The 23,124-nt window shown below is 65.9% G+C and carries 23 protein-coding genes and 1 pseudogene; 16 read left to right on the top strand and 8 right to left on the bottom strand.

Translation table 11 applies throughout. The annotated features are described in order from the left end of the window. The first annotated feature begins 107 nt into the window (after nucleotides 1–107). The 3 genes from E5790_RS12485 (at nucleotide 108) to E5790_RS12495 (ending at nucleotide 1,772) form a co-directional block, all read left to right on the top strand. Nucleotides 108–527, top strand: coding sequence for an H-NS histone family protein (locus tag E5790_RS12485; protein ID WP_032958325.1), 420 nt, complete (start codon nucleotides 108–110; stop codon nucleotides 525–527). Nucleotides 528–576: 49 nt separating this feature from the next. Continuing rightward, nucleotides 577–984, top strand: a complete 408-nt coding sequence (locus E5790_RS12490) for a hypothetical protein (protein ID WP_049404777.1) — start codon at nucleotides 577–579, stop codon at nucleotides 982–984. A 164-nt stretch (nucleotides 985–1,148) separates the two neighbouring features. Next, on the top strand, nucleotides 1,149–1,772 hold the full coding sequence (locus tag E5790_RS12495) for a hypothetical protein (protein ID WP_229653720.1): 624 nt from the start codon (nucleotides 1,149–1,151) through the stop codon (nucleotides 1,770–1,772). 287 nt (nucleotides 1,773–2,059) lie between these two features. Here E5790_RS12495 and E5790_RS12500 read toward each other — a convergent pair whose 3' ends face one another. Together E5790_RS12500 and E5790_RS12505 are read right to left on the bottom strand one after the other, a co-directional pair. Then, nucleotides 2,060–2,701, bottom strand: coding sequence for a glutathione S-transferase family protein (locus E5790_RS12500; RefSeq protein WP_049439245.1), 642 nt, complete (start codon nucleotides 2,699–2,701; stop codon nucleotides 2,060–2,062). 86 nt (nucleotides 2,702–2,787) lie between these two features. Continuing rightward, nucleotides 2,788–3,057, bottom strand: a pseudogene (locus E5790_RS12505) (helix-turn-helix domain-containing protein); the annotation flags it as partial. On the opposite strand from E5790_RS12505, the gene E5790_RS22085 reads away from it, so the two are divergent. From E5790_RS22085 to E5790_RS12515, 3 genes are all read left to right on the top strand, one after another. Then, a complete protein-coding gene (locus E5790_RS22085; RefSeq protein WP_232017619.1) occupies nucleotides 3,022–3,183 on the top strand; it encodes a hypothetical protein in 162 nt (53 codons plus the stop codon). The pseudogene E5790_RS12505 and the gene E5790_RS22085 sit on opposite strands and share 36 nt — an antisense overlap. Further along, nucleotides 3,180–3,416 (top strand): EamA family transporter, encoded by a 237-nt coding sequence (locus tag E5790_RS22090; RefSeq protein WP_229653719.1) that lies wholly within the window; start codon nucleotides 3,180–3,182, stop codon nucleotides 3,414–3,416. The genes E5790_RS22085 and E5790_RS22090 overlap by 4 nt, the downstream gene beginning before the upstream one ends. A 453-nt stretch (nucleotides 3,417–3,869) precedes the next feature. Next, nucleotides 3,870–4,322, top strand: a complete 453-nt coding sequence (locus E5790_RS12515; protein ID WP_014648535.1) for a PA2169 family four-helix-bundle protein — start codon at nucleotides 3,870–3,872, stop codon at nucleotides 4,320–4,322. 91 nt (nucleotides 4,323–4,413) lie between these two features. Here E5790_RS12515 and E5790_RS12520 read toward each other — a convergent pair whose 3' ends face one another. Beyond that, nucleotides 4,414–5,085, bottom strand: coding sequence for a response regulator transcription factor (locus E5790_RS12520; RefSeq protein ID WP_032958333.1), 672 nt, complete (start codon nucleotides 5,083–5,085; stop codon nucleotides 4,414–4,416). Nucleotides 5,086–5,397: 312 nt separating this feature from the next. Then, nucleotides 5,398–5,499, bottom strand: a complete 102-nt coding sequence (locus E5790_RS21980; protein WP_014038605.1) for a class III lanthipeptide — start codon at nucleotides 5,497–5,499, stop codon at nucleotides 5,398–5,400. Between the two features lie 450 nt (nucleotides 5,500–5,949). Here E5790_RS21980 and lanKC point away from each other — a divergent pair, with 450 nt between their 5' ends. From lanKC to E5790_RS12545, 5 genes are read left to right on the top strand one after another with little or no spacing between them, the layout of a single operon-like run. Next, nucleotides 5,950–8,670: a class III lanthionine synthetase LanKC gene (lanKC, locus tag E5790_RS12525; protein WP_111206684.1), complete on the top strand. Its 2,721-nt coding sequence runs from the start codon at nucleotides 5,950–5,952 to the stop codon at nucleotides 8,668–8,670. Then, nucleotides 8,667–10,310 carry an ABC transporter ATP-binding protein gene (locus E5790_RS12530; protein WP_014648531.1) on the top strand — a complete coding sequence of 548 codons (1,644 nt, stop codon included), beginning with the start codon at nucleotides 8,667–8,669 and terminating at the stop codon, nucleotides 10,308–10,310. Before lanKC ends, E5790_RS12530 begins: the two co-directional genes overlap by 4 nt. 37 nt (nucleotides 10,311–10,347) lie before the next feature. Then, nucleotides 10,348–11,673, top strand: coding sequence for an ABC transporter permease (locus tag E5790_RS12535; RefSeq protein ID WP_111206682.1), 1,326 nt, complete (start codon nucleotides 10,348–10,350; stop codon nucleotides 11,671–11,673). A 10-nt stretch (nucleotides 11,674–11,683) separates the two neighbouring features. Next, nucleotides 11,684–12,898, top strand: a complete 1,215-nt coding sequence (locus E5790_RS12540) for an FtsX-like permease family protein (RefSeq protein ID WP_032958343.1) — start codon at nucleotides 11,684–11,686, stop codon at nucleotides 12,896–12,898. 53 nt (nucleotides 12,899–12,951) lie between these two features. Next, nucleotides 12,952–13,647 (top strand): ABC transporter ATP-binding protein, encoded by a 696-nt coding sequence (locus E5790_RS12545; protein WP_049439239.1) that lies wholly within the window; start codon nucleotides 12,952–12,954, stop codon nucleotides 13,645–13,647. Nucleotides 13,648–13,726: 79 nt separating this feature from the next. Here E5790_RS12545 and E5790_RS12550 read toward each other — a convergent pair whose 3' ends face one another. Next, nucleotides 13,727–17,077: an autotransporter serine protease gene (locus E5790_RS12550; protein WP_111206680.1), complete on the bottom strand. Its 3,351-nt coding sequence runs from the start codon at nucleotides 17,075–17,077 to the stop codon at nucleotides 13,727–13,729. Nucleotides 17,078–17,251: 174 nt separating this feature from the next. Between E5790_RS12550 and E5790_RS12555 the strand changes: the two genes are divergently transcribed. The 3 genes from E5790_RS12555 to E5790_RS12565 all read left to right on the top strand — a co-directional run bounded on the left by E5790_RS12555 (nucleotide 17,252) and on the right by E5790_RS12565 (nucleotide 18,412). Beyond that, nucleotides 17,252–17,665: a Rossmann fold nucleotide-binding protein gene (locus E5790_RS12555; RefSeq protein WP_111206677.1), complete on the top strand. Its 414-nt coding sequence runs from the start codon at nucleotides 17,252–17,254 to the stop codon at nucleotides 17,663–17,665. Nucleotides 17,666–17,756: 91 nt separating this feature from the next. Next, the gene (locus E5790_RS12560; protein WP_032958391.1) at nucleotides 17,757–17,957 is read left to right on the top strand and encodes a hypothetical protein; all 201 of its coding nucleotides are present in this window, start codon (nucleotides 17,757–17,759) and stop codon (nucleotides 17,955–17,957) included. A gap of 104 nt (nucleotides 17,958–18,061) precedes the next feature. Then, entirely contained in the window at nucleotides 18,062–18,412 is a 351-nt protein-coding gene (locus E5790_RS12565) for a VOC family protein (RefSeq protein WP_032958352.1), read from the top strand. Nucleotides 18,413–18,427: 15 nt separating this feature from the next. On the opposite strand, the gene E5790_RS12570 is transcribed toward E5790_RS12565, so the two are convergent. After that, nucleotides 18,428–19,057, bottom strand: a complete 630-nt coding sequence (locus E5790_RS12570; protein WP_046432686.1) for a TetR/AcrR family transcriptional regulator — start codon at nucleotides 19,055–19,057, stop codon at nucleotides 18,428–18,430. A 124-nt stretch (nucleotides 19,058–19,181) separates the two neighbouring features. Here E5790_RS12570 and E5790_RS12575 point away from each other — a divergent pair, with 124 nt between their 5' ends. Then, nucleotides 19,182–20,654, top strand: a complete 1,473-nt coding sequence (locus tag E5790_RS12575; RefSeq protein ID WP_111206675.1) for an MFS transporter — start codon at nucleotides 19,182–19,184, stop codon at nucleotides 20,652–20,654. A gap of 11 nt (nucleotides 20,655–20,665) precedes the next feature. On the opposite strand, the gene E5790_RS12580 is transcribed toward E5790_RS12575, so the two are convergent. Then, nucleotides 20,666–20,971, bottom strand: a complete 306-nt coding sequence (locus E5790_RS12580; protein ID WP_111206673.1) for a KGG domain-containing protein — start codon at nucleotides 20,969–20,971, stop codon at nucleotides 20,666–20,668. Between the two features lie 194 nt (nucleotides 20,972–21,165). Here E5790_RS12580 and E5790_RS12585 point away from each other — a divergent pair, with 194 nt between their 5' ends. Further along, nucleotides 21,166–22,650 (top strand): DUF4434 domain-containing protein, encoded by a 1,485-nt coding sequence (locus tag E5790_RS12585; RefSeq protein ID WP_100450658.1) that lies wholly within the window; start codon nucleotides 21,166–21,168, stop codon nucleotides 22,648–22,650. 4 nt (nucleotides 22,651–22,654) lie between these two features. Here E5790_RS12585 and E5790_RS12590 read toward each other — a convergent pair whose 3' ends face one another. Next, nucleotides 22,655–23,119 (bottom strand): MarR family transcriptional regulator, encoded by a 465-nt coding sequence (locus tag E5790_RS12590; RefSeq protein WP_014648520.1) that lies wholly within the window; start codon nucleotides 23,117–23,119, stop codon nucleotides 22,655–22,657. Nucleotides 23,120–23,124: the final 5 nt, after the last annotated feature.

A 23,124-nucleotide genomic window follows, 5' to 3' on the forward strand; every position in this document is an offset into this window, starting at 1 on the left:
TCGGGGATGGCCGACGAAGGCGATCGGAGCCCACCCGCAGTGAAGCCCGTGTCTACGCGGGGGCAAGCCGCCTTGACAGGCGCCGCGCGGCAGTAGACCTTTCCAGCATGACGATCGATATTGAATCGCTCAGCCTGCGGGAGCTGGGCGCCTTGGTGGTTGCTGCTGAACAGCGGAAGCAGCTGATTTCCAACCGCCGTCCTGCCAGCGCGGTGCGGCGTATGCTGAAAGCCGCCGCAGCGGAAGCGGGATATACCCTCGAAGAACTCTTTGGCGATGAAGCCATCGAAGCGGCCGCACCCAGCCGGAAACCGGCACGGCGCAGAACCGGGAAAGTGGCCGCCAAATACCGAGACCCGGAATACAAGCGGCTGACCTGGTCCGGCCGCGGGCGCATGCCGCGTTGGCTCGCTTCCAGGATCCAGAAGGGCCACAAGGTCACCGACTTCCTGATTCCCGGGTTGGCGCGACCGACGGCGCGCAAGGGCAGCCCGATCGGCAAGCGCACGGTCTTCAAGAAGGATTGAACCTGCCACGCTGCTACCCTGCCGGGGTCTTTGAACGAAGGAGCGCGGGATGGCACACGATGCAGGCAGGACGATCACGCCCACGATGCTGTATATCGCCGCGGCCGCGGCCGTGCTGGTCAGCCTGCTGGCCTGGGCGGTGGAATGGAGCGGGATGGCCTATGTCTGCCCATATTGCCGCGTGCAGCGCACGGTCATCGGCGTGCTGGGCCTGCTGACGCTGTTCGCGCGCCCGGGCGGCATCGTGGTGCCCTGGCTGTCGTACAGCGCGGGCGCCTTCGCGTTCGTGGTGGCGGCGATGCAGCACTTCAACGGTTGGAAGCGCATTTCCGCCGGCGACTTCAGTTTCAACGAACAGTGGTACATCGATCCGTGGCTGCTGTCGGGCTGCGCGATGCTGGTCCTGGTGGCGCAGCTGATGCTGGTGCAGGCCGCCTGCCGGCGCAGGTTGCACTGACAGTGTCGTCGCTGCGGGAGAAGTGCCGGGTATGGCAAGCGCTCTCAATCCTTCAAAGCGGTAGTGACATCGCGTGTGGCGCGCGATGCTCATGAAGTATGCCGTCGCACAGGATCCTCTACATACTGAATCCATCGGGCAACATGGCACGAAAGTTCAGCGTCATGCGTGATCGTGAAGGCGGCATCCGTTGCGACAAAATGGAACCCGGCGCGATGGATTGCGAACCCTTCGTCATCATCGACGAGCTCCCGGTCGAGCAACCGGCGATCAACTATCTTCAGTTCAAGCGCATAGTCGCTCAATCGGTGATCAGCCTGTCTGAGCCCGGCTACCCGACCAATGTGTACGATGACATCCAGAATCCGCAGAGAAGGGATGCGGTCAGCCAGCATCTGGGGCAGCGTTTCGAGACTTACATCTACCTGGCTTCCGGCGCGTACTCGCTTGGCATCGATGTCTGGGCGCCGCAGAAGATCCGCTATGCTGACGGGTCTACCGCTTCCTACAACTACAGCATGATCAACCGTCGCTGGGAGCCCAACGCCCTCCTTTACAAGGACAGGTTCGGTAACTCCATTCTGCTTAGCGTTACACAGTTGAGCGAGGGGCGAGGCGGCGTTACGCATCGCTTCGAATTCCCGAATGGGAATGCCACCGATATGGGAAGCTTCGTCAATGCGCTCAACAACATCGGTGTCCCGGTGACGGGGGCGGGCAATCAGTCTGTCACCTGCACCAGCACGATCAGGCTGACCGAGGTCAAGGTGACCTGCAACCGGAACTGATGAGGAATAGATCGATGCGAGTTTCACCAGGCCTGGGTTCCACGGTCATATTCGGTACTTCCTTTGTGGGAGCACTGCTATGCGGGTTCGTGTTTCCATCCATGTCGGCAGGTTCCCCGGAGCTGACCCCTTGGATGTTCAACGGCCTGCTGGCGTGCGGTGCGGTTGCGCTTTTTAGTGCTCCCTTTGGCTGGCGGGGTTACCTGAACTGGAGATCGCGTCGATTGAAGTAACGCATGGGGCCTGCGTGACTGCTGGCCCCTTGTTACCTGGGAGGAGGCGCAGCGCTAGGCGTCCTGGAAAACCGCCAGCTGCGCAGCAAACGCACGCTGGTAGGCGGGCCGCTGCGTGGCCCGGGCCACATAGGTGGCGACCTGTGGGTACTCGTCGAGCAGGCCGCTGCTCTTCAGGCGCAGCAGCACCGAGACCATCATCAGGTCGCCCACGCTGAATTCGCCGTCCAGCCACGTTGTCCTGGCCAACCACGTCGATAGTTGGGCCAGCCGCGTCCGGACCCGCTCATCGAGCATTGGCAGCCGTTGCGCGTACCAGGGTTGCTCGCGCTCAAGCACCCAGGCCATGGAGCGCTCGACGATGGGGGGCTCCACCGTGTTCAGCGCAGCGAACACCCACATGATCGCGCGCATGCGGGCGTCCGGATCGCGCGGCAGCAGGCCGGGGTGCTGTTCGGCCAGGTGCAGGGCGATGGCGCCGGATTCGAACAGGGTCCGGTCGCCCTCCTGCCACGTGGGAATCTGCCCGAACGGATTCCGTGCCAGGTGCGCGGGCTGCTTCAGCTCGGCGAAACTGAGCAGTTGTACGTCATAGGCCACGGCCAGTTCCTCCAGCGCCCAGCGCACGCGCATGTCACGGGCCAGGCCCTGGCCGCGGTCGGGGGAGGTGGCGAAGGCGGTGAGGATCGGTGGCATTGGAGCGCTCCTGCAGGCCGATGGGCCTGCCTTTCCTGTTCCGACGAGCGACGGGGCGGGAAATCGACAGCCCTCGATGCGGGCCTTCACCCGGCCCGATGCTGCTCCCGATACTGATCGGGCGTGCACTGCGCGTGCCGCTTGAACATTTCGGCAAACGCGCTGACGCCTGAATAGCCCAGCTCCCCGGCGATGCGGCTGATCGGCTTGCGTGTGCACAGCGCCTCGGTGGCGCGCACGAACTTCACACGCCCACGCCGGCCGCCGAGTGACATGCCCAGTTCACTGCGCGCCATGCGCTCCAGCGTGCGCACGCTCATGTGAGGCCGCTGCGCGATCTCGGCCACGGATTCGGCCGTGCATTTGCCGCCTGCATCGTGCTGATGCAGCGCCGGAAGATTCCGCTGACGGTGCTGGAGTCACTGTTCCTGCAGGCCACGGCGACGTCGCTGATCCTGCTGCCGGTGCAGCTGCCGGAGTGAACAACCTGACCGCGGTGGGCTGTTTCGGTTTCGCTGCGGTGTGTGCATCGATCCTTGCGCCCCTCAGCTGGATGACCGGTCTTTCGCGCTTGGGCGCGGCGCGCGTTTCGGGATTCTTCAACCTGGTGCCGATCGTGACCGCCGCAATGGCGGTGATGCTGCTGGGTGAGTCACTCAGCGGATGGGGTGCTGGGTGGCAGCCTGCTGGCGGTGTCGGGTGTGGTACTTGCTGAATATGCCGCCAGGCACGGGTGCGGAAGGCCGATGCGGCCCGATATTCCAGCAAGGTCTGCACGAAACGTGCACCTCACGTCGACGTTGTGCGATGCCGTTGCGCTTCAGTCTGGCAACCCCATTCCCCGCCCGCGCAGGAGCCCATCGATGAATACGCCTGGAAAGCCGAGACCCACCTGGAAGCAATGGCACGTGCTGCTGGTGATCCTGGCAATCGCGCTGCTGGTCACTCTGATCATCGTCACCGCACCGTGGTAACGCGTGCAACGCGCTCAGATTCCGTGAAAGCCGACGATGCTTGAAATGACGAAGTCAGCAGGTGTTTCGCATGGTGATGCGTGCATCAATTCGTGCTCACCTGGTTGGCACACGCGATTGCACACAGTGGGGTCGAAGGCAATGCAGATGCACTGCCATTCTCCACTGACTTTCGAGCACACAGGAGCGACGCCATGAGCACCCAGTCCACCATCGAACATCGCCTCAACGACCTGATCGAAATCGCCCGCGATGGCAAGTCGTTCTATGAAGAAGCGGCCACCAAGGTCAAGGATGCCGAGCTGTCGGCACTGTTCACCCGCATCGCTGGCGTCAAGGGCCGCATCGTGGCAGCGTTGAGCGGCTCAGTGGCCGCCAGCGGTGGCAAGCCGGCCGAACATGGCACCGTGGTCGGTTCGATGCAGCAGTTCTACGGCAAGGTTCGAGCCGCTTTCGGTGACACCAACTATGGCTACGTGGCTGAACTTGAAGAATCCGAGGACCGCCTGCTGGGCGCGTTCAAGGATGTGCTGCAGGACAACGAGCTGCCGCCGGCCGTGCGCCAGGAAGTGACCCAGCTGCTGCCGGAAGTGCAGGAATGCCATAACGTCATGCGTGCGCGAAAGCACGCAATGAAGGCCGCCTGACCGCATCGGTCGGCCCAAGCAGCGGGACTGGCAGCCGGGGCGGTTTACCGCCCCGGCTGTTGCATTTGCGGCCCGCGCCGATGGCCTTTGATCAGGCCGCGTCGTCGTTCAGCATGTAGCCCAGCCCACGCTTGGACTCGATGCTGACACTGGCCGAGCGCAGGGCACGGCGCAGGCGTGATACGTGCGGATCCAACACGGTGGTACCGCCATCGGCGCCGGCCAGGTGCACGGCAGCACTCAGCACTTCATGGCGGACGATCCGGCCCTGGCGGGCGCAAAGCGCTTCCAGCAGCAGCAGCTGGCTGCGCGGCAGGCTCAGGGGCGCACCGCCTACCAATGCCATGCGGTTGGAAAAATCGAACGTGAAATTGCCGATTCTCAGAATGTGGCCGGCATCAGCGTCGAGGCGCCGGGTAATCGCGCGCAGCCGCGCGGCCAGTTCGTCGAACTCGAACGGCGTGGGCAGGTAGTCATCGGCACCGGCATCCAGGCAAGCGATGCAGTCTGCAGCGTGGTTGTGGCGCCCCAACAGCAGAATGGGCAGCCAGGTACGCAAGCCGCGCACGATCTGCACCAGCTTCAGTGAATCGCCTTCGGGCAGCCAGCGGTCGAGAATGAGGGCGCGGTACTCCACGGCCTGTACCGCGGCCTTGGCCAGTGACCAGGTTGCCACGAGGTCCACCAGCATGTTGCGGCTCTGCAATACGTTGCGAAGCGCCTGTGCAAGTTCGGCGTCGTCCATGGCCACGAGGATGCGCATGCTGCGTCTTTTCCTGATTGCTGGATCCGGCGGGCGTGCAGGCGCACTGCGTAGCGTCCGTCATGGTGGTGAGGTCGCAGCGGGGCCGAGCAATGGTCACGGCTGCAGCACGTGCTGCAGCTGGCTGATCATCCCCCCCCGGGATGCCTGTCCTGGCATTGGCAGATGCAGGACGCGCAGCGCGGGCAGCGGACGGCTGCCTGCCAAGCGATCTCTACGTCGTATGGAGACCTGCCACGTGGCGGTGCATCACGCTGTGGCAGATGTCGAGGTGGTGGGCGCGCACCACCACCTCAGGCAAGCCGGAGAGGCTTAGCCGTTGCAGCAGTTGCTGTCGGAGCTGCTGCAGCTGTTGCCCAGGTTTTCCTGCTGGTTTTCGATCATCAGGCGCTGCAGATTCAGGACGCGATTCATATCAACTCTCCTTAGTCGTACATGGGATCGGGAGGCATGCGTGCCTCCCACGCGTTACGCAATGAAATGATTCACTGCGCGATTGCACCACGCAATCTCAAAGCCCTGTTGCAGTTGCTGAAGAACCCCGGTCTATACGTGGCGGATGGAAAATGGCATTGCCGATTGGAATGAGTCAAGTCAATTGTGGAATGAGAATCGCCTGCGCAATGTAGCGGCAAGGTACGGTGGCAATCATCGATCTGCAGGGACATTCCGGGCGGCTGCATTGCAGCGATAGCCCGCGGATTTCACGCCGTGCTTACGAATGAAGCAGGCAGGGAATCCGCATTCCGCATTTTGCGATGCCTGCAGGCTGGAGCGCCCGCAATGCATCCATCGCGCATGTGCGAGCCGTTCGCGGATGTGTGCACCGGGCAAATGAGCCGTGGAACCGACCAGGGAGAGACGATGTCAGCGCGTCAACGATCACTGCGTGAAGCACGCCACATGGACAAGGCCGCCTATGTGGGGGGCGACGAGCGGTTCTACGAATTGAGCTACAACCAGTACCGGCCCAGCGAAGATTTCCGCAGTATCGTTGAAGCGGAGATCGAGGCGGCCGGCATGGCGTGGACGATCCATCGCATCGGTGTCTGGTCGCACCTGGCGACGCATGGCGACCCGGTCGCCGGCAACCTGCCGCCGCAAGGCTGGAAGATCCACGTTTCAGCCACGCAGGAGAACTGCCAGCGGGTGCTGCGCATCGTCACCCGGATGGCCCTGGCCGAGCGCGTGAAGTTCAAGTTCGCCAATGACATGAACACGATGCGCATGATGAGCTCCAAGCGTTGGCCACGCGGTGGCTCAGGCAAGTTCATCACGCTCTATCCGCTGGACCTTGCGGTCTTCACGCGCTTCATCGAGCAGCTGCATGGGGCGCTGAAGGACGAAGATGGCTCGTACATCCTGTCCGATCGACGCTACAAGGACTGCCGCTGCCTGTATTACCGCTATGGCGGCATGCGCCAGGTGTACCGGCTTGATTTCATCGGCCAGAAGGTGCCGATGCTGGTCGCTCCCGACGGCAGCCATGTTCCCGACCTGCGCAATCCCTATTTCGAGGTGCCTGCCTGGGAAACCGACCCGTTCCCCAGCGAGGATGATCCCGGCGAGATGACGTTGAAGGAGGGCCGCTATCAGGTGCAGGCCGCGCTTGGGTTCTCCAACACGGGCGGGGTCTACCTGGCGTTGGACCAGGTCACCGGGGAGGAAGTGGTCATCAAGGAGGCACGACCCCATGTGGAAATGCACGGGGAAGGGCTCGACGCCACCAGCCGCCTGGCACGCGAACGACGCAATCTGGAGTTGCTGGGCCCGGTGGGCGCCTCGCCGCGCTGCCTGGATGCATTCACCGATTGGGAAAACAGCTATCTGGTGGAAGAGCGCCTGGATGCATTCGATCTTCGCGAGCTGATGCTCAAGCATTCGCCGCTGATGAAGGCCCGTCCCAGCGCACGCGATGGTAGTGACTACTACGGGATGTGCGTGACCATCTTCACCGGTCTGCTTCGCGCGGTCGACCGCGCACACAAGGTGGGAGTGGTGATCGGTGACATCTCGCCGTCCAACATCATGGTCGACCGCAGCGACATGCGTGTGCGCCTGATCGATCTGGAGGCCGCGTTCCTGGACGGCAGCGATGAGTGGGATGACATCCACACGCCCGGATTCCGCCGGATCATGAAGGGTCGCAAGCGCGCCAGCTGTTTCAGGGATGACCGCTATGCGACCGCGGTGGTGATGTTCTACTGCCTGTTCCCGCTGATGGCCATGGCCTACATCCGTACCGACCTGTTCCAGAAGGTGCTGCCGGTGATGATGGAGGATATCGGCTGGCAACACACGCCAGTGGCCGAGGTCATCCAGGCGCTGGTGGACGACCGTATCGGCCTGGAAGAGGCCGCACAGCTGCTGCAGCAGCCGGCGACCCTGCAGGCGCCGTTCTCGTCGCCGCAGCGCCCGTTGCCGGCGCCGCGCCAGTGTATCCGGCGGCTGCTCGCGTTCATGGATGCACACAGCCGGCTGCAGCCGGAGCGGACGCTGTTCCCACTTGATCCGTTCTCGCACTCCACCAACACGATGAGCCTTGGTCTGGGGGCGACCGGTGTGATCCACGCCTTCCATGGGGTGGGTCATCAGCCGTCGCCGGCGGTGATGGAGCGCTATGCGCAGGAGCTGCAGGCCCTGGATCGCACATCGTTACCGCCGGGGTTCCTCACCGGCCTTGCCGGCATCGCCTGGTCGGCGCTGCTGCGTGGCGAGGTGGAACTGGCCCGCAGCCTGCTCGACAGCGCTGACGGCAGTGACCTGTTGCATGCGCATCACTCGCTCTATCACGGCATGGCGGGTATCGGAATGGCGCACCTGGCCATGCATCACGCGACCGGCCTGCCCGGGCATCTCGACAGGGCGCTGTCGCTGGCGCGGCGGCTTGCAGACACCGTCCACCACGGAGAGCGGGGTGCCTACTGGCAGGACGAAGGTGGCGTCCGCATCGGCATGGGTTACGGCCAGGCCGGCGTGGCGCTGTTCCTGCTGAGGCTGTCGCAGCTCAGTGGTGATCCGGCATGGCGCGTGCTTGGCGAGCAGGCACTGCGACACGATCTCTCCTACGGCTTCGAGCTGGAGACCGGGGTGACCACCTTCCCCAGCTCACCGGAAGAGGTCAACACCTATGAACCCTATCTGGAGCAGGGGACTGCGGGCATCGCCAAGGTCGCGATCCGTTACGGCCTGTGGCAGGACGTGAATCGGCTGGTGGATGACTTCCATCGCAAGTATTCCGGCTTCTGCGGCCTGTTGTATGGCCTGTCGGGCATGCTGGATGTGTTTGTCGACGCCCATCTCTACTCCGGTGACCCTAGGTACCTGCAGATGGCGGAGCGACCGTACCAGGGCATCGTCGATCTGTATCTGTTCGAGGAGGAGGAGGGAATGGCGGCGGTGCCGGGCGAGAATCTGTTCCGCATTTCCTTCGACCACGGTACCGGCATCGCCGGAGTGATCCGCGCCCTGCATCGGTACGACACGCTGGCGCCGGATGAGTTCTTCCTGGATGCACTCGATGTGCATGGCGCGGTGGTACGGGAAGTGGACGGAGCCGGGGTGGGGCAGGCGGCGGTTGCATGAATGCGCGCCCGCACCCGGCCGGACAGCCACTTCAGCGCGAGCAGACCGCGCAGCGGCACAGTGTGCGCGCCATCCTCGCCAGCTTCGCGATCCTGCTCGGCCCCCTCCGCGGGCGCTACCTTGCGGTGGCCGCCACCACCGCGATGTTCGGCGGACTGGGCGGGCTGCTGCATCCGCTGCTGATCCGCGCGATCTTCGACGAGGCCGCCAGCCGGCAGGATTTCAATCGCTTCCTGCTGCTTACCGGTGCATATCTGCTGCTGTGCCTGGTGACCAACCTGGGCAACTACAGCTGCGCGCTGTGGCAGCAGCGCGTGGATAACCGCATCGTGGAGCGGATCGGGACCTCGTTGCTGACCGCCTACTATGGCCGCAGTTATGACGAGGTGGTGCAGAAGGGGGCTGGCTACTATGTGGCGCGGATCCGCTCGGACGTGAAGGATGGCGTGGTGCCGATGCTGTCGGTCGCACGCACCACCCTGACCCAGGCGGTGACATTCGTCGCCTTGATCGCAGCCCTGCTGATCATCTCCTGGCGTGCGTTCCTGGTGCTGATGGCCATCATTCCCATCGCTACCACGGTCAGCGTGCTGGTCGGCCGACGCATCCGCGAGCTGACCGTGGTGGAGCGTGACCGCGAGGCCGAACTGGTTTCTTTGCTGACCCGGGCCGTGTCTGCCTTCAAGATGGTCTGTACGTTCGGCCTGGGCCCCAGGACGGTGCAGGCCCATGACCGCAGCCTGCGCGAGGTGCTGGATTCGACCTACCAGCGCTTCAGGGTGGTGAGGACCCTGCAGGGTGCGAGCGACCTGACGATGGTGATCTCGGATGTCTGCTCGATCTTCGTCGGCGCACTGTTCGTGTTCCGCCAACAGATGACACTGGGTTCGTTCATCGCCTTCATGAACGCCTTCTGGCGCTCAGCCACGACGCTCATCGGCATCTTCAAGAACATTGCCGAGATGCACAGCCACGGTGTGGTGGTGGTGCGGGTGGCGGAGTTCATGACCGCGCCGGCAGCCGCGGCGTCGGCCACGCACATCGAGGGTGGTCTGCTGGCGACGTCGATCGGCTACGGGTACGGCGCCACTCCCGTGTTTTCGGATTTCACCCTGGCCCTTTCACCCGGTGAACGTGCACTGGTGATTGGCGACAATGGCAGCGGCAAGACGACCCTGGCCAACGTCCTGGCCGGGTACTTCCAGCCCGTCGCCGGCCAGCTGCTGCGACCGGCGCGTATCCGCGCCATCACGCTTCCTCTGCAGTTCCCTCCGCTGAAGGTGCGCGACCTCGGCGCCGATCCGGTGCTGCTGGCGCGACTGGGGATGGACGGCGACGGGATCGCCGACAGCCTGCCGGAAACCCTGTCGGCAGGGCAGCAGCAGAAGATCGCCCTGGCGATGGTGCTGGGCGAGGACGCCGACCTCTACATTCTTGATGAGCCGGTCGCCAACCTCGATACGGCCAGCCGCGAGATTGCGATGGACGCGATCTTCGCACGCAGCCATGGCCGCATGCTGGTGATGATCATGCACGGCGCCGAGGCCTACCGCGCCCGATTCGATCACGTACACGAACTTGGCAGGTCCATGTGGCAACCGGCACGGGTCACGCCCGTGCACGTCCGGGGAGAGGCATGACATGAAGTCGATACAGGGTGCAGAAAAGGGTGCGGGCATGCGCAGGCTGGTCTACTGCGCGCAGGTGGCGCTGCACAATACACTGCGGAGCAAGGCCATCACCGCCCTGATGGTGCTGGCCATCGCGGTGGGAATTGGAGCCAGCATGACCACCTTGACCGTGGTCTACCTGCTGTCCGGCGATCCCTTGCCCGGGCGCAGCGGTGACCTCTACTACCCCCAGCTGGATGCCAATCCGAACTCGAAGGGCCGCGAGCCGTACGACGTGCTGGACTATCGCTCGGCCTTCGACCTGTGGTCGTCCGGGCGCGCGGACCAGCAGACACTGGTGGTCACCAATCCGGTCAAGCTGCGGCCCGATCAGGGCAGTGCGCCACCGGTCATCCGCTCATCGATCTCCACCACCACCGACTTCGCGACGATGTTCGCGGTGCCGCTGGCACATGGGCGCTGGTGGTCACGCGAGGAGGATGACGCGCGCGCACGTGTGGTGGTGATCTCGTCGGAGCTCAACGAGCAGATGTTCGGTGGGGGCGACAGTGTGGGGCAGACACTGCGGGTCAAGGACACCGCGATGCGCATCGTGGGCGTGCTCGCGCCCTGGCGACCCTCGCCGCTGTTCTACAAGGTGCGGGGCGGCCGCTTCAGCGGCGGCAACACGTCGGGCTTCTTCGCCTCGGCCGATGATCTGTTCATGCCGCTGACCTCCAGCCTGGAGATCAATGACGGCGACTTCGTGCCGTTCACCTGCTGGTCCACGCCGGAGCAGCGCGGCCGGCTGCAGACCGCGCCGTGTGTCTGGGTACACCTGTGGGTCAAGCTGGACAGCGCCGCCAAGGTGGCCGCCTATCAGCGGTTCCTGCAGAACTATGCCGCTGAGCAGAAGGCCCTGGGCCGGATCAGCCACGCCGACAACACGCGGCTGCGCTCATTGATGCAGTGGCTCGACTTCAACCAGGTGGTACCCAGCGACGTGAAGCTGCAGGCCATCCTGGCCTTCGCCTTCCTCGGGATCTGCATTGCCAATGTGATCGGTCTGCTGCTGGCGAAGTTCCTGCGCTACAGCGGCGAGATCGGCTTGCGTCGCGCACTGGGCGCAAGCCGCGCGGCGATCTTCCTGCAGTGCGTGGTCGAGGCCGCGCTGGTGGGGGCACTGGGTGGCACGCTGGGCCTGTTGCTGACCTGGCTCGGCCTGAGCGCGGTGCGCAGCCAGCCGGTGGCCTATGCGGACCTGGCGCGGCTTGATACCACCATGCTGCTGTTCACCCTGGCGCTGTCGGTGCTGGCCAGCCTGCTGGCGAGCCTGATTCCCGCGATCCGTGCCAGTGCGGTCCAGCCCATCGCCCAACTGAAGCTTCTGTAGAGGAACCACCATGCAGATCGGCATCGTACTTTCGGCCCTGCGCCGGCACCGCCTGGCGACCTTCCTCATCGCGATGGAGATCGCATTGGCCTGCGCCGTGCTGTGCAACGCGATCTTCCTGATGATCGAGCGGAACGCTGCAATGCAGCTGGTCAGTGGCCTGGACGAGTCACGGCTGGGGGTGATCCAGCTCGACGGCATCGATGCCGAGCGCGCCAACGATGTCAACGCGCGGGTCGTTGGTGCATTGCGGGGGCTGAGCGGCGTGACGGCGGCCGGGCTGGTCAGTGCCATGCCGTTCGGCAGCCCGGGCATACGCGCCGGCGTCAACCTGGACGAGGACCAGCAGGTGCCCGGCGGTGTTCTGGATTTCTACCTGGCCGATGCCGTGGCCCTGGACGCGCTGCAGTTGCACCTGGTGGGGGGGCGCATGCCCGGTGCGGACGAGTTCGCACCGACCGATGAACTGGTGCCGGCCAATCCCCCGGCGCTGGTCACCCAGGAGCTGGCCCAACGCTACTGGCCCGGCGAAAACGCCGTGGGCAAGAGCCTGTGGGCGATGGACACCCGGCTGCGGGTGATCGGCGTGGTCGAGCACATGGCCGTATCCCGCCCCGGCCGCGGTGAAGCCAAGGGCTCGGACTGGTCGGTGATCGTGCCCGCATCGCAGGGGCCGCGCCTGACCGGCCGCTATCTGGTGCGCGCCGAGGCCGGCGACATGAACCGCGTAATGCGCGATGCGCAGCAGGCAATCCGCCGTGTCGCGCCGGACGTGGTGTTCGATGTCGAGGGCAGCCGGCGGATCTCCGAACTGCGCGAGCGGCATTTCGAAGGTGACCGGGTCATGATGGGGCTGCTGGGCGGTGTCATCATCGCACTGCTGGCTGCCACTGCCCTGGGCATTGTCGGACTGGCCAGTTACTGGGTGGAGCAACGTCGCAAGCAGATCGGCATCCGCCGCGCGCTGGGGGCCACGCGCACCGATGTGATGCGCTATTTCCAGATCGAGAACCTGCTGATTGTCTCCATCGGCATCGCGGCCGGGGCTCTGCTGGCCTACGCGATGAACCTGACCCTGATGCGCTTCTACGAACTGCCGCGCCTGCCACTGCTGTACCTGCCGGTGAGTGCGGTGATCCTGCTGCTGCTGGGCCAGGCGGCGGTACTGCTGCCGGCGCTGCGTGCCGCGGCCATCGCGCCGGTGTCGGCCATCCGTTCGTTGTGAGTCCCGCAGCGGCCTTGGCCGGTCGCTGCTTCCATCTGCAAGCGAGAATTCCCATGCTCAGGATGCAAGGCGTCAGCAAAGTGTTCCAGGTGGGTGAAGTCATGACCCATGCATTGCGCTCCATCGACCTGTCGGTGCAGGAGGGCGATTTCCTCTCGATTACCGGCCCTTCCGGCTCCGGCAAGTCCACACTGCTGAACATCCTCGGTCTGCTCGAGGGCTTTTCCGGCGGCCACTACGCGATCGGCGGCGTGGATGTTGGCGGCATGCGCGACGCGGCGCTCAGCGCGCTGCGCAACGAGAAGATCGGCTTCGTGTTCCAGGCGTTCAACCTGATTCCGGATCTGACCATCCAGGCCAATGTGGAGGTGCCCCTGCGCTACCGTGGCATGGCGGCAGCCGAATGCAGGCAGCGTGTGGCCTCGGCACTGGCCCAGGTCGGACTGGGCAGCCGCATGTCGCACTATCCCGGCGAACTGTCGGGCGGGCAGCAGCAGCGCGCGGCGATCGCCCGCGCCATCGCGGGCACGCCGGCCCTGCTGCTGGCTGACGAGCCGACCGGAAACCTGGACTCGCAGATGTCGCAGGGGGTCATGGAGATTCTGCGTGAGCTCAACCAGGGCGGCATGACCATCATCATGGTGACGCATGACAAGGAGCTGGCGGCGTGCGCGGGTCGCAGCGTCCACATCGTGGATGGGCAGATCGTCGAGGTCACAGCGCAGGCCATGCAGGCGCTGTGCGCCTGAGCTGAAAGAGCGTCACCCGCAAGCAGAAGGGGCGGCCGATGGGCCGCCCCTCCTGTTTTCATCGCACTGCAGGCACAGATCAGAAACGCACGGACCAGCGTGCATTCGCACCATGGTCACGGCTCTCGCTGCCGAACTGGCCGCTGTAGCCCAGCTCCAGCTGCTGGCGCGAGGTGAGCCACGCCGACAGGCCCAGTTCGGCCACCACCGCGTTGTCGGCGATCGGCGCGCCGTTGACCGCGAACGTGGAGCTGCCATTGGCAAACGCAAGGTTGGCGACCTGGCTGCGATCCCCCGAGGCACGACGATAGCCGACGCCCCCGCGCAGGTGCAGCCAGCTGTCCTGCTGGAACGAAGCCTTCAGCCCCTTGTCGAAGCGCACGCCGGCGGTGGCGATCGTGGTTCCGGTGTCGTCCACCTTGCCCTGCAGCGCCGCTGCTCCACCGCGTTCGCTGATGCGCTTGAGGTCCACTTCCACGCGCGCCACCTGCAGGTACGGCTCCAGCCCGGCTTCGGGGCCACCGAAGCGATAACCAGCTTCGATGAAGGCCTGGCGGGTGCGGGCGTCGTAACGCGCGCTCAGGCTGTCACTGAAACCTGCGAAGGCGACTTCACGCGTGCTCTTCACCTCGTGCTTGCTCCACGCCACACCACCGCGCAGGCCGAAGCCGCCCCAGGTGTGGCTGGCATAGGCACCGAAGTGCGTGTTGTCGATCTTCGACTTGGCGCGGCGGTCCTGCTGCTTGACGTCGGTACGGCCGGTACCGGCCAGCACGCCGACCTGCCAGCCGGAGAACTCGCGGTCGATGCCGACCAGCAGGCCGTTGCTGTTGGCCTCGGTGCGGGCGGTGTTGACGTCACCGTCCAGCCTGCTGTTGCCACCGATGGCCTGCACCCATGCGCCCGTCGCATCACCCACGTCGCTGCCGGGTGCGGCGGCGCCGGCCCGGCGTGACAACGCGGCATCGCGCACGTAGCGGCTGCCCTCGACCAGGGCGATGGCCGTGGCCGGATGCAGCTCGCCGCTGAGGCCATCGAGCACGCCACCGACCTGCTGCGGGAACAGCTGGGTCAGCGGCTTGGGCAGGCCCTGGGCGATCGGCAGCAGGTCGGCGGCGGCCGCCACCGCACGCTGGTTGGGCGTGTTGGCAGCCGTGGCCAGCGAAGCGCCACGGGCAACGTCGATGCGCGTGCCATTGGCACCGTAGGCCAGGCTGAACTGCAGGAAAGGCGAGAACGCACTGAAGTCGGTCTTGGCGAACTGGCCGCTGATGCCACCGTCGGCACGCAGGACGTTGAACTGTTCGCCGAGGTAATACACGCCCGGTTCCGGCAGGGCGACCAGGGTGCCGCCGAGGGTGGCGGTGCCGGTCACGTGCAGCTGGTCACTGCGACTACCCGGTGCCAGCTCCGCCGCATACACGCCGGTGGCGCCCTGCACGTAGTTGCCGTTGATGGTCAGCGTGCCGATCGAGTTGCCCGGCGCGATGATGCCGTCCACGCGGGTGTTGCCGAGCGTGCCGACGCCCTTCAGCAGGCCATTGGCGCCGACGGTGGTGGTGCCACCGGTCTGCGTGCCGTTGAAGGACACCACGCCGCCGTTGACTACCAGGTTGCTGTTATCCAGCACGCCGCTGGTGCTGACCGTGCTGACGCCACCGGTGGTGGTCAGGGCGGTGGAGACCAGCCTGCCGTTGAGCAGCAGCCGGCCACCCTGGACCTCGACCGCCGAGGTGAGCGTGTTGGCGCCGTTCAACTCCAGCATGCCGTCCTGCACCACGGCGCCGTTGAAACTGTTGTTGCCGCTCAGGCGCAGCCAACCGATACCGGATTTGGTCAGCTTGCCGGGGCCGCCGATGTCGTTGGTCCAGTTGTCCCACGCATCGCCTTCCCAGACCTTCAGGCCGCCGGCCCTCTGGTTCATCACCACGTTGGTGTCCACGCGCAGCGAGCCATAGCCCTCGATGGCCTTGCGCAGGTCGACCATGCCCCAGCCGTAGATTGCATCGATGCCTGGCGCGCCGAGATCGCGTGCGGTGGTCAACAGCACGTCGCGGACCTGGGCGTTGTCCAGGTACGGGAAGCGCTCCATCAGCAGGCCGAGGGCACCGGTGATATGGGGGGCGGCCATCGACGTGCCGGTCTTGGTGCCGTAGACGTAGTTGGTGTTCTCGCTGTCGATGATCAGCCGCACGTAGGCGGAGGTGTTCTCGATGCGGCCCTGGATATCGCCGGAGACGATGGTGCTGACGATATCGGTACCGGGGGCCGAGATGCACCAGTTGGCGGCAACCCCGCAGATGCTGGAACTGCCATCGATCACGTAGTCGGTTTCACCTGCGGCGGCGTCGGGCCGGCGGACATTGGCGACCGCCAGCCAGTACGGTTCCAGTTCGGGCTTCCAGCGCGGCATCGAGGCGGTGATGCCGGCAACCGCACCGCTGCCGTTGCCAGCCGACCACACCTGGATGAGAGTGGAACCCGGGGCATCGCCGTTGTTGGCGTAGATGCTGCCGTATACGCCGTAGTCGGCACCGATGCTGGCGTACTGCTGGTCCAGCGCGGCGGCGGTCATGTTGCGCGTGGAAATGCCCCAGCTGTGATTGATGGCGCGTACACCCTGCGCCTGGATCTGCGCATACATGTCCAGCGTGGCGGCATCATCCGGATCGGTGCGGTACACCGCGCGCGGACGATAGAACCTGTCCGGGTCCAGGCGCCACTCGTAGTAGGTGTCACCGAACACGCGGGCGGCGGTAAGATCCGCACCAAAGGCCACACCATGCATGCCGGTGCCATTGCGGTTGGCGCCGATGGTGCCAAGCACATGCGTGCCGTGATCGGCGTAGCTGAAGCCATAGGGCTGGCCGGCGGCGATCAGGCGTGCCGCCAGTGAGGCCGGAACGCCGGCGCCCAGTCCGTAGTAGTTGTAGCCGGGCTGTTCGCCGCGGGTCTGCCCGCAGGCGCCCGCCCCTGCGACCACGCCCGGCGTCGCACAGTCGGCACCGATGGTGATGCTGGAGGTATTGCGTCCTGCAAACTCCGGATGCGCCAGTGCGGAGCCCGAGTCGAACAGCGCCAGGCGTACGCCCTTGCCAGTCAGGCCGCGCGCATAGGCGTAGTCCGCGCCCATCGCGCCCAGGCCCCAATCGGCGTTGAATTCATCGCTGCGCCAGCTGGCCGGATCGCCGGGGTTGCCAAGAACGGCGGTGCTGCTGGCGGCGGCTGCCGTGGCCGTGGTTGCAGGTGCGGTGCTGGCAGCGGGCTGCGCCCACGCGGCCTGCAGCTGGCGCTGCTGCTGCCAGGCCTCGAGTGATTCGCTGGCCATGGCTGGCAGTGCGGTGGCCAGCAGTAGCGAGCTGGCGACGGCAAGCGCCAGTGGGCGATGCGACAGGGAGCGGGACGAACGGCCGTACAGCGGGTGATTCATCGGACAACTTCCTTGGTTGACGGACAACAAGGCCGTTAACGCCAAGGCATGGCGATATCCCCCAGTAATGTGAAGAGAATTTTATGAACGTGTTAATGTTTTGTGATCGGTGCATGGTGCGGCTCCAGCGGGCAGGGCACCGTGACCCTTCCTTCCGAGGCTTCGGAACCGCCCATGCGTACCGCATTCCGTAAACCACCGTTGGCGATATTGGGCGATGCCGATCCTGGCAGCGACGCGTTCGAGCGCGCAGCTGGTGGCCAGGTGCCCAGCGTCATCCCGGAAGGCAGCATGCCGCCGGCCGACTGGCCGGCCACGGTGGTGGTGCCCTGTGGCATGGGGGATGCGCGCAACCTGATCATGGCCCTTGCCGGTGATGCCTGCATCGTCAGCGGTGGGCGCGCCTGCACGATCTCGGAGGTTTGGCTGCACAAGCGGCCGCTGCTGCCGCTTGCAGGGGCAGGTGGCGGGTCCGACGCGCTGCCGGACACCCCGCCGGACGAGCGCGGCAATTCGCCGATCCTGCCGTGGCGCAACAGTGATGAGCTGGCCGGGCAACTGCGTGTCCTGGGAATGCTGCAACACTGAGTCCAGCCGCATCCGCCTTCACCCAACGTCCCGTGTGCAGCGCTAAGGTTGCCCGGCCTGGGCTCACCAGGCTTATCAAGGAGTGATGTCGATGCGTACTTTCAGGAAAGTGATCGCCGGTGCTGTGTTCGCGTTGGCCTGCAGCGGCTCGGTGGCCGTGGCCGGACCGGTCCAGCCCTGCGATTTTCCCTGCTGGAAGGCCTACCAGGCGTGTGTAGCCGGTGGGGGTGATGCCATGGAATGCCAGTACGAATACGATCGATGCGTCATGGAGCGCTGCGGCGCGGTGTAAGCCCAGCCATGATCGGCTGATGACGGGCCCCGTCCATGACGGGGCTCTTCTGTTTGTGCGCAGGGTCGGGCACTCTCGGCGCATTCTTCCTGGTGGAGTGGAACATGGCCGTCATGCGTGTCGTCGCCAACATCGCCACGTCTGATCCCGCCCGCGCCGCTGCATTCTATGGCGAGCTGCTCGGCATGCCGGTGGTGATGGACCATGGCTGGATCGTCACCCATGGCGGGCAGGGCAGTGCGCTGGCGCAGGTCAGCTTCGCCAGCGAAGGGGGTTCCGGCGCACCGGTGCCGGACCTGTCTATCGAAGTGGACAACCTGCAGGAGGTGCTGGAACGCATGCACGCGGCTGGCATCGCGCTGGACTATGGGCCGGCCGACGAGCCCTGGGGCGTGCGGCGCTTCTTCGTCCGCGACCCGTTCGGCCGGCTGTTGAACATCCTCGCCCACGCCTGAGCGACGGCGGGCGCTTCAGCGACGGGTGCCGCCACGCTTCGGCGCCGGCGACACGCCGACCATGCGCAGGCAATCGGCCACCACCGCCGCAATGAAGGTGTCGGCGTCCTGCGTGGGCGCAGCGATCAGGTCATCGGTGGCGCCATGTACGCCGGCATAGATCAGCGAGGCCGTGATCTGCGGTGCCGGCAGCTGCCACAGGCCTGCACGGGTGCCCGCCTCGAGGATGTCGAGCAGCTGCTGCTGGATGGCGTTGCGCTCGGCATTGCCGCGCTGGTGGTGGTGATGGTTGGCGTAGACGACGTCGTGCAGTGCGTGCGTGCGCACATAGGTCTCGATGTTGGCGCGGATCCAGGCGCACAGTCGCGCCACGCCATCGTGGGCAGGCTGCTGCTGAACGGCATGGTCGACCTCGGCCATGAACTGCAGCGTGTAGCGCTGCGCCAGCGCCTGCAGGATCTCGGTGCGCGAGGCGAAGTAGGTATAGAACGTGCCCTTGGCCACGTCGGCGGCGGCCACGATGTCACTGATGGTGGTCGCTTCCACGCCCTGTGACAGGAACAGCGCCTGCGCGGCGTCCATCAGCTCTTCCTGGCGGGTTTCAGCGGGTTTGGTGCGGGGCCTGGCGACGGCGGGAATCTGCATGGGGCGGGGTCCGGGTGCGACGGTCGCCATTCTAGCTTCCTCCGGCAATGACTGACCGTCGGTCATTGACTGACGGTCAGTCAGCAAATTACGATGCGCGCACGCTCCCTCCCGGCATCCGCACATGCAACGCTTCCGACGGCCGGCCCTGGTGCTGGCGGCCTACCTGGGCACCTTCCTCGCCTCGCTGGACATCAGCATCGTCAACGTCGCGCTGCCGACGCTGCAGCAGGCACTGCACACCGACATGGCCGGGCTGCAGTGGGTGATCAACGCCTATGCCATCGCCCTGTCCGCAGTGATGCTGTCGGCGGGGCCGCTGGGTGACCGCTATGGCCACCGCCGCATGTGGCTGCTCAGCGTGGCGACCTTCACCGTGGGCTCGCTGCTGTGTGCCTGCGCAGGCAGTCTTTCCGCACTGGTGGCGGGGCGGGCGGTGCAGGGGGTGGCCGGCGCCCTGCTGATCCCGAGTGCGATGCCGATCCTCAGCCATGCATTCCCTGATCCGCGCCAGCGTGCACGCGCGATCGGGGGCTGGTCGGCGTTCAGCGCGCTGGCGCTGGTGCTGGGGCCGCTGCTGGGAGGCGAACTGGTGCAGCACGCAGGTTGGCCCAGCATCTTCCTGATCAACCTGCCGCTGGGCCTGCTTGCACTCGCGCTGGGGGCCTGGGGCATTCCAGAGCGACGGCATCCGCAGCACGCCGCGCTGGACCCGGCCGGGCAGCTGCTCAGCATCGTCGCGCTGGGTGCACTCAGTTACGGCCTGATCGCGATCGGCGAGCACGGCCTGCTGGCACCTTCGACCCTGCTGGCGCTCGGCATCGCAGCATCCGGCCTGGCGCTGTTTGCGTGGGTCGAGCGCCGCGTGGCGCGGCCGCTGCTGCCGCTGGACCTGTTGGCGAAGCCGGGTTTCGGCATGCTCAACCTGGCCTCGTTCGTGCTTGGATTCACCGCTTATGCGAGCCTGTTCTTCCTGTCGCTGTTCTTCCAGCAGGCGCAGGGACATGGGGCTGCGCAGGCCGGTGCGCAGCTGGTACCGCAATTCGTGCTGATGGCGGTGGTGTCGCTGCTGTTCGGCCGTCTGGCGGCGTGGTTCGGGCTGCATGCTGCACTGGTGACGGGCTATGCAATGACAGGCATGGCGCTGTGTGCGATTGCCACGTTCGAGCCGACTACAGCGCACGGCCAGGCCAGCGCACTGCTGATGCTGCTCGGCACTGGCATGGGACTGGCGGTACCTGCGACCGGCATGGCGGTGATGTCATGCGTACCGGCCGAGCGTGCCGGCATTGCGTCGGCCACGATGAACGCGCTGCGCCAGGCGGGCATGAGCCTTGGCATCGCGCTGCTGGGAAGCCTGATGGGCCTGCGCGCGGTATGCCAGTTCACCGCGACCGCGCAGGCGGCAGGGCAGCCCGCAGTGGCCGCACAGGCGCGCACGCTGATCCTGCAGCCGTCTTCACTGCTGCCGGGGACGCAGATACTGGCCTGGTACCGCGGCGCGATGGCCAGCGGTTTCGGCTGGGCGATGGCTGTCGCCGGCGTGCTGGCCCTGTTGGCGGCGCTCGCCCTGTACCGCCAGTGCAGGCGCGCCTGAGCACGCTGCGGTCAGCCCTGCTGGCGTTGCGGCCCTTCCTTCGCCGGCGCGGGTTCGGCCGCGTGCTGCCGCTGTTGCCGTGCATTGGCGTGGCGCGCGTGCCCGCCTTCGCGGCCGATCGCTGCCATGTGCTGGCGATTGCGGCTGATCGCCTCGCCGCCCTTGCGGCCTGCCACGCGTGCCTCGGCCGGGCTGAACTCATGTGCATTGCCGGACGCATGCGCGGCGCGTCCACCCTTTGCGGCGATCGCGCGCTGCTTGTCCCGGTCCATCGAAGCGAAGCCACGATGGGAGGTGCCGTGATGCTGGTCAGCCATGTGAAGGCTCCCGGTGCATGGAAGGGGAGCTCATCCTTGCGTGTGCCCGGCTAAGGCAGTGTCCGCACCGGCGGTGCTGCCCTCACGCCACGCCGCACTGGCTTTCACGGCGCAACTACGCCGCTGCGCGATGAGCGCCGCTTGGCTAGGATGGACCGGCATGGCGGATGACCGCCCAGACAGGAAAGGACGCCGTGAACAGATTCGGATGGCTTGTACTGCTGGCCTGCGCTGCACCGGCCCATGCGGACACTGCGCTGCTGAGCGGCAGTTTCGTTCACTTCGGTTACTCGTCCACCGATGAGCAGCTGCCAGCGGCGCAGCTGCCGCTGTTCCTCGACGAACTGCGGGACCTGGGCAACGACACGCTCATCATCGGCCAGACCCGCGCCACCCGTGCCGGCGTGGGCTGCGCCAGCAGCGCGCAGGATTTCGAATGGATCGCCGGCTTCCCGGCCAAGCTGGGCACGGTGCTGGACGCGGCCGCAGCGCGTGGGATGAAGGTCGTGGTCGGCACCACCTACAGTTCGGGCCAGTGTGCGGCGTTCTGGCAGGGCTCGAACGCTGCAGCGGTGGCGCAGGACGCAGCGCAGTCGATGGCGCAGCTGGCCCAGCAGTACGCGATGCATCCGGCATTCGCCGGCTGGTACATCACCGATGAGCCCGCGCAGGTACCGGCCGAGCGTGCGTCGTTCTATCGTTCAATCGTTTCCACACTGAAAGCGGCGACGCCATCCAGGCCGGTGATGGTGGCGCCCTATCTGGCATCCTCCAGCGTCGACCCGGCCAGCGTGGCCAGTGCTGCGCTACGGTTCCGCTCTGCCACGGGGGTCGACGTGCAGATCTGGCAGGACGGCATCGGCGCGGCGTCGCACGCGAAACTGTTCCAGTGGGATCGACCGGGCTATTCCACCGAGCAGTACTACCAGGCGTTGTCGGCGCAGCTGGGCGCCAGCGCTGTGTGGGCCGACATCGAGCTGTTCAACCATGGCAGCCCGCTGTTCCTTGATACCGGTAACGGCCTGTCCGGTGCATACCGGTCGGCGTCGGTGCAGCGCATCAACCAGCAGTTGTGGAGCGCGCGTTCGGCTGGCAAGCGCGTTGCCTGGCTCAACCAGTACCACATGTCCGAAGTGGTCGGCCCCGGCCAGGGCTACGGCGAGGCGCCGCGGATGATGAACACCTATCGCGGGTTGTACGGGTTGGGTGCCTCGTACCTCGTCGATCCGGTGCAGACCACCTATCACTACAGCGTGGCGCCGGCGACCAGCTATCCCGACGGCAGCGGCCATGAGCTGTTCGACCGCCGGGTAGGCGACCCGCGCAATCCGATGGACGCGGGCTGGGTAGGCGTGCACGGCAACGTCAGCATCACCATCGACCTGGGCCAGCGCCGACGGGTGGACTGGATCGGCCTGCATACGATGACCCGCCCGGCCTGGGGCATCGTCACGCCGACTTCGGTGGAGGTGATGTGCGCCGAGCCCGGAACTGCCGCCGTAACCATCGGCACGCTGTCGGCACCCTTCACCCAGTCCGGCGTGATGGGCTCGACCGAAGAGGAGTACGTGCTCGGCAATGCAGCCCCCCTGGCTGCGCAATGCCGCACGCTGGAGCTGCGCGTGGCCAACGGCAGCTGGACCTTCCTCAGCGAGATCGAGATGGCTGCAGAGCAGTAACGCCTCAGCGCCGGCGGGCGTCCTGCAGGCGCTGCGCGAAGGGCCGTTGTTCGAGCGCCACCAGTGCTTTGCGCAGCACCTGCTCCAACGACTGCCCCAGATCGGCATCGAGGCTGCGTGCCGCCACTGCGGTGGCCTGCCATTGCGCCTGCAGCACGGGCATCGCGCGCTGCGCGCGCGGGCTCAACTGCAGGATGCGTTCGCGCCCGTCGTCACCATTGGCAGTGTGCAGCCAACCATCGCGCACCATCGCCGCCACGGTCTGGCTGAGCGCCGAATGGCTGAGCCCGCAGGCCAGCGCGAGGTCCTTGATCCGGCAGGGGCCCTGCGCCATCAGCGTGCGCAGCACCGGCGTGTAGCGCGGCCGGTAGTCCAGTTGCAGGTGCCGGTAGGCCTGCTCGACGGCCGGGTCCAGCTGGTCCAGCAGTGCGCGCAGCAGGGTACCCAGCGTGGCGTGTTGGAGATCCATGAGCG

Origin of the sequence: Stenotrophomonas sp. PAMC25021, assembly GCF_004795795.1 — a bacterium.
Taxonomy (GTDB): Bacteria; Pseudomonadota; Gammaproteobacteria; order Xanthomonadales; family Xanthomonadaceae; genus Stenotrophomonas; species Stenotrophomonas muris.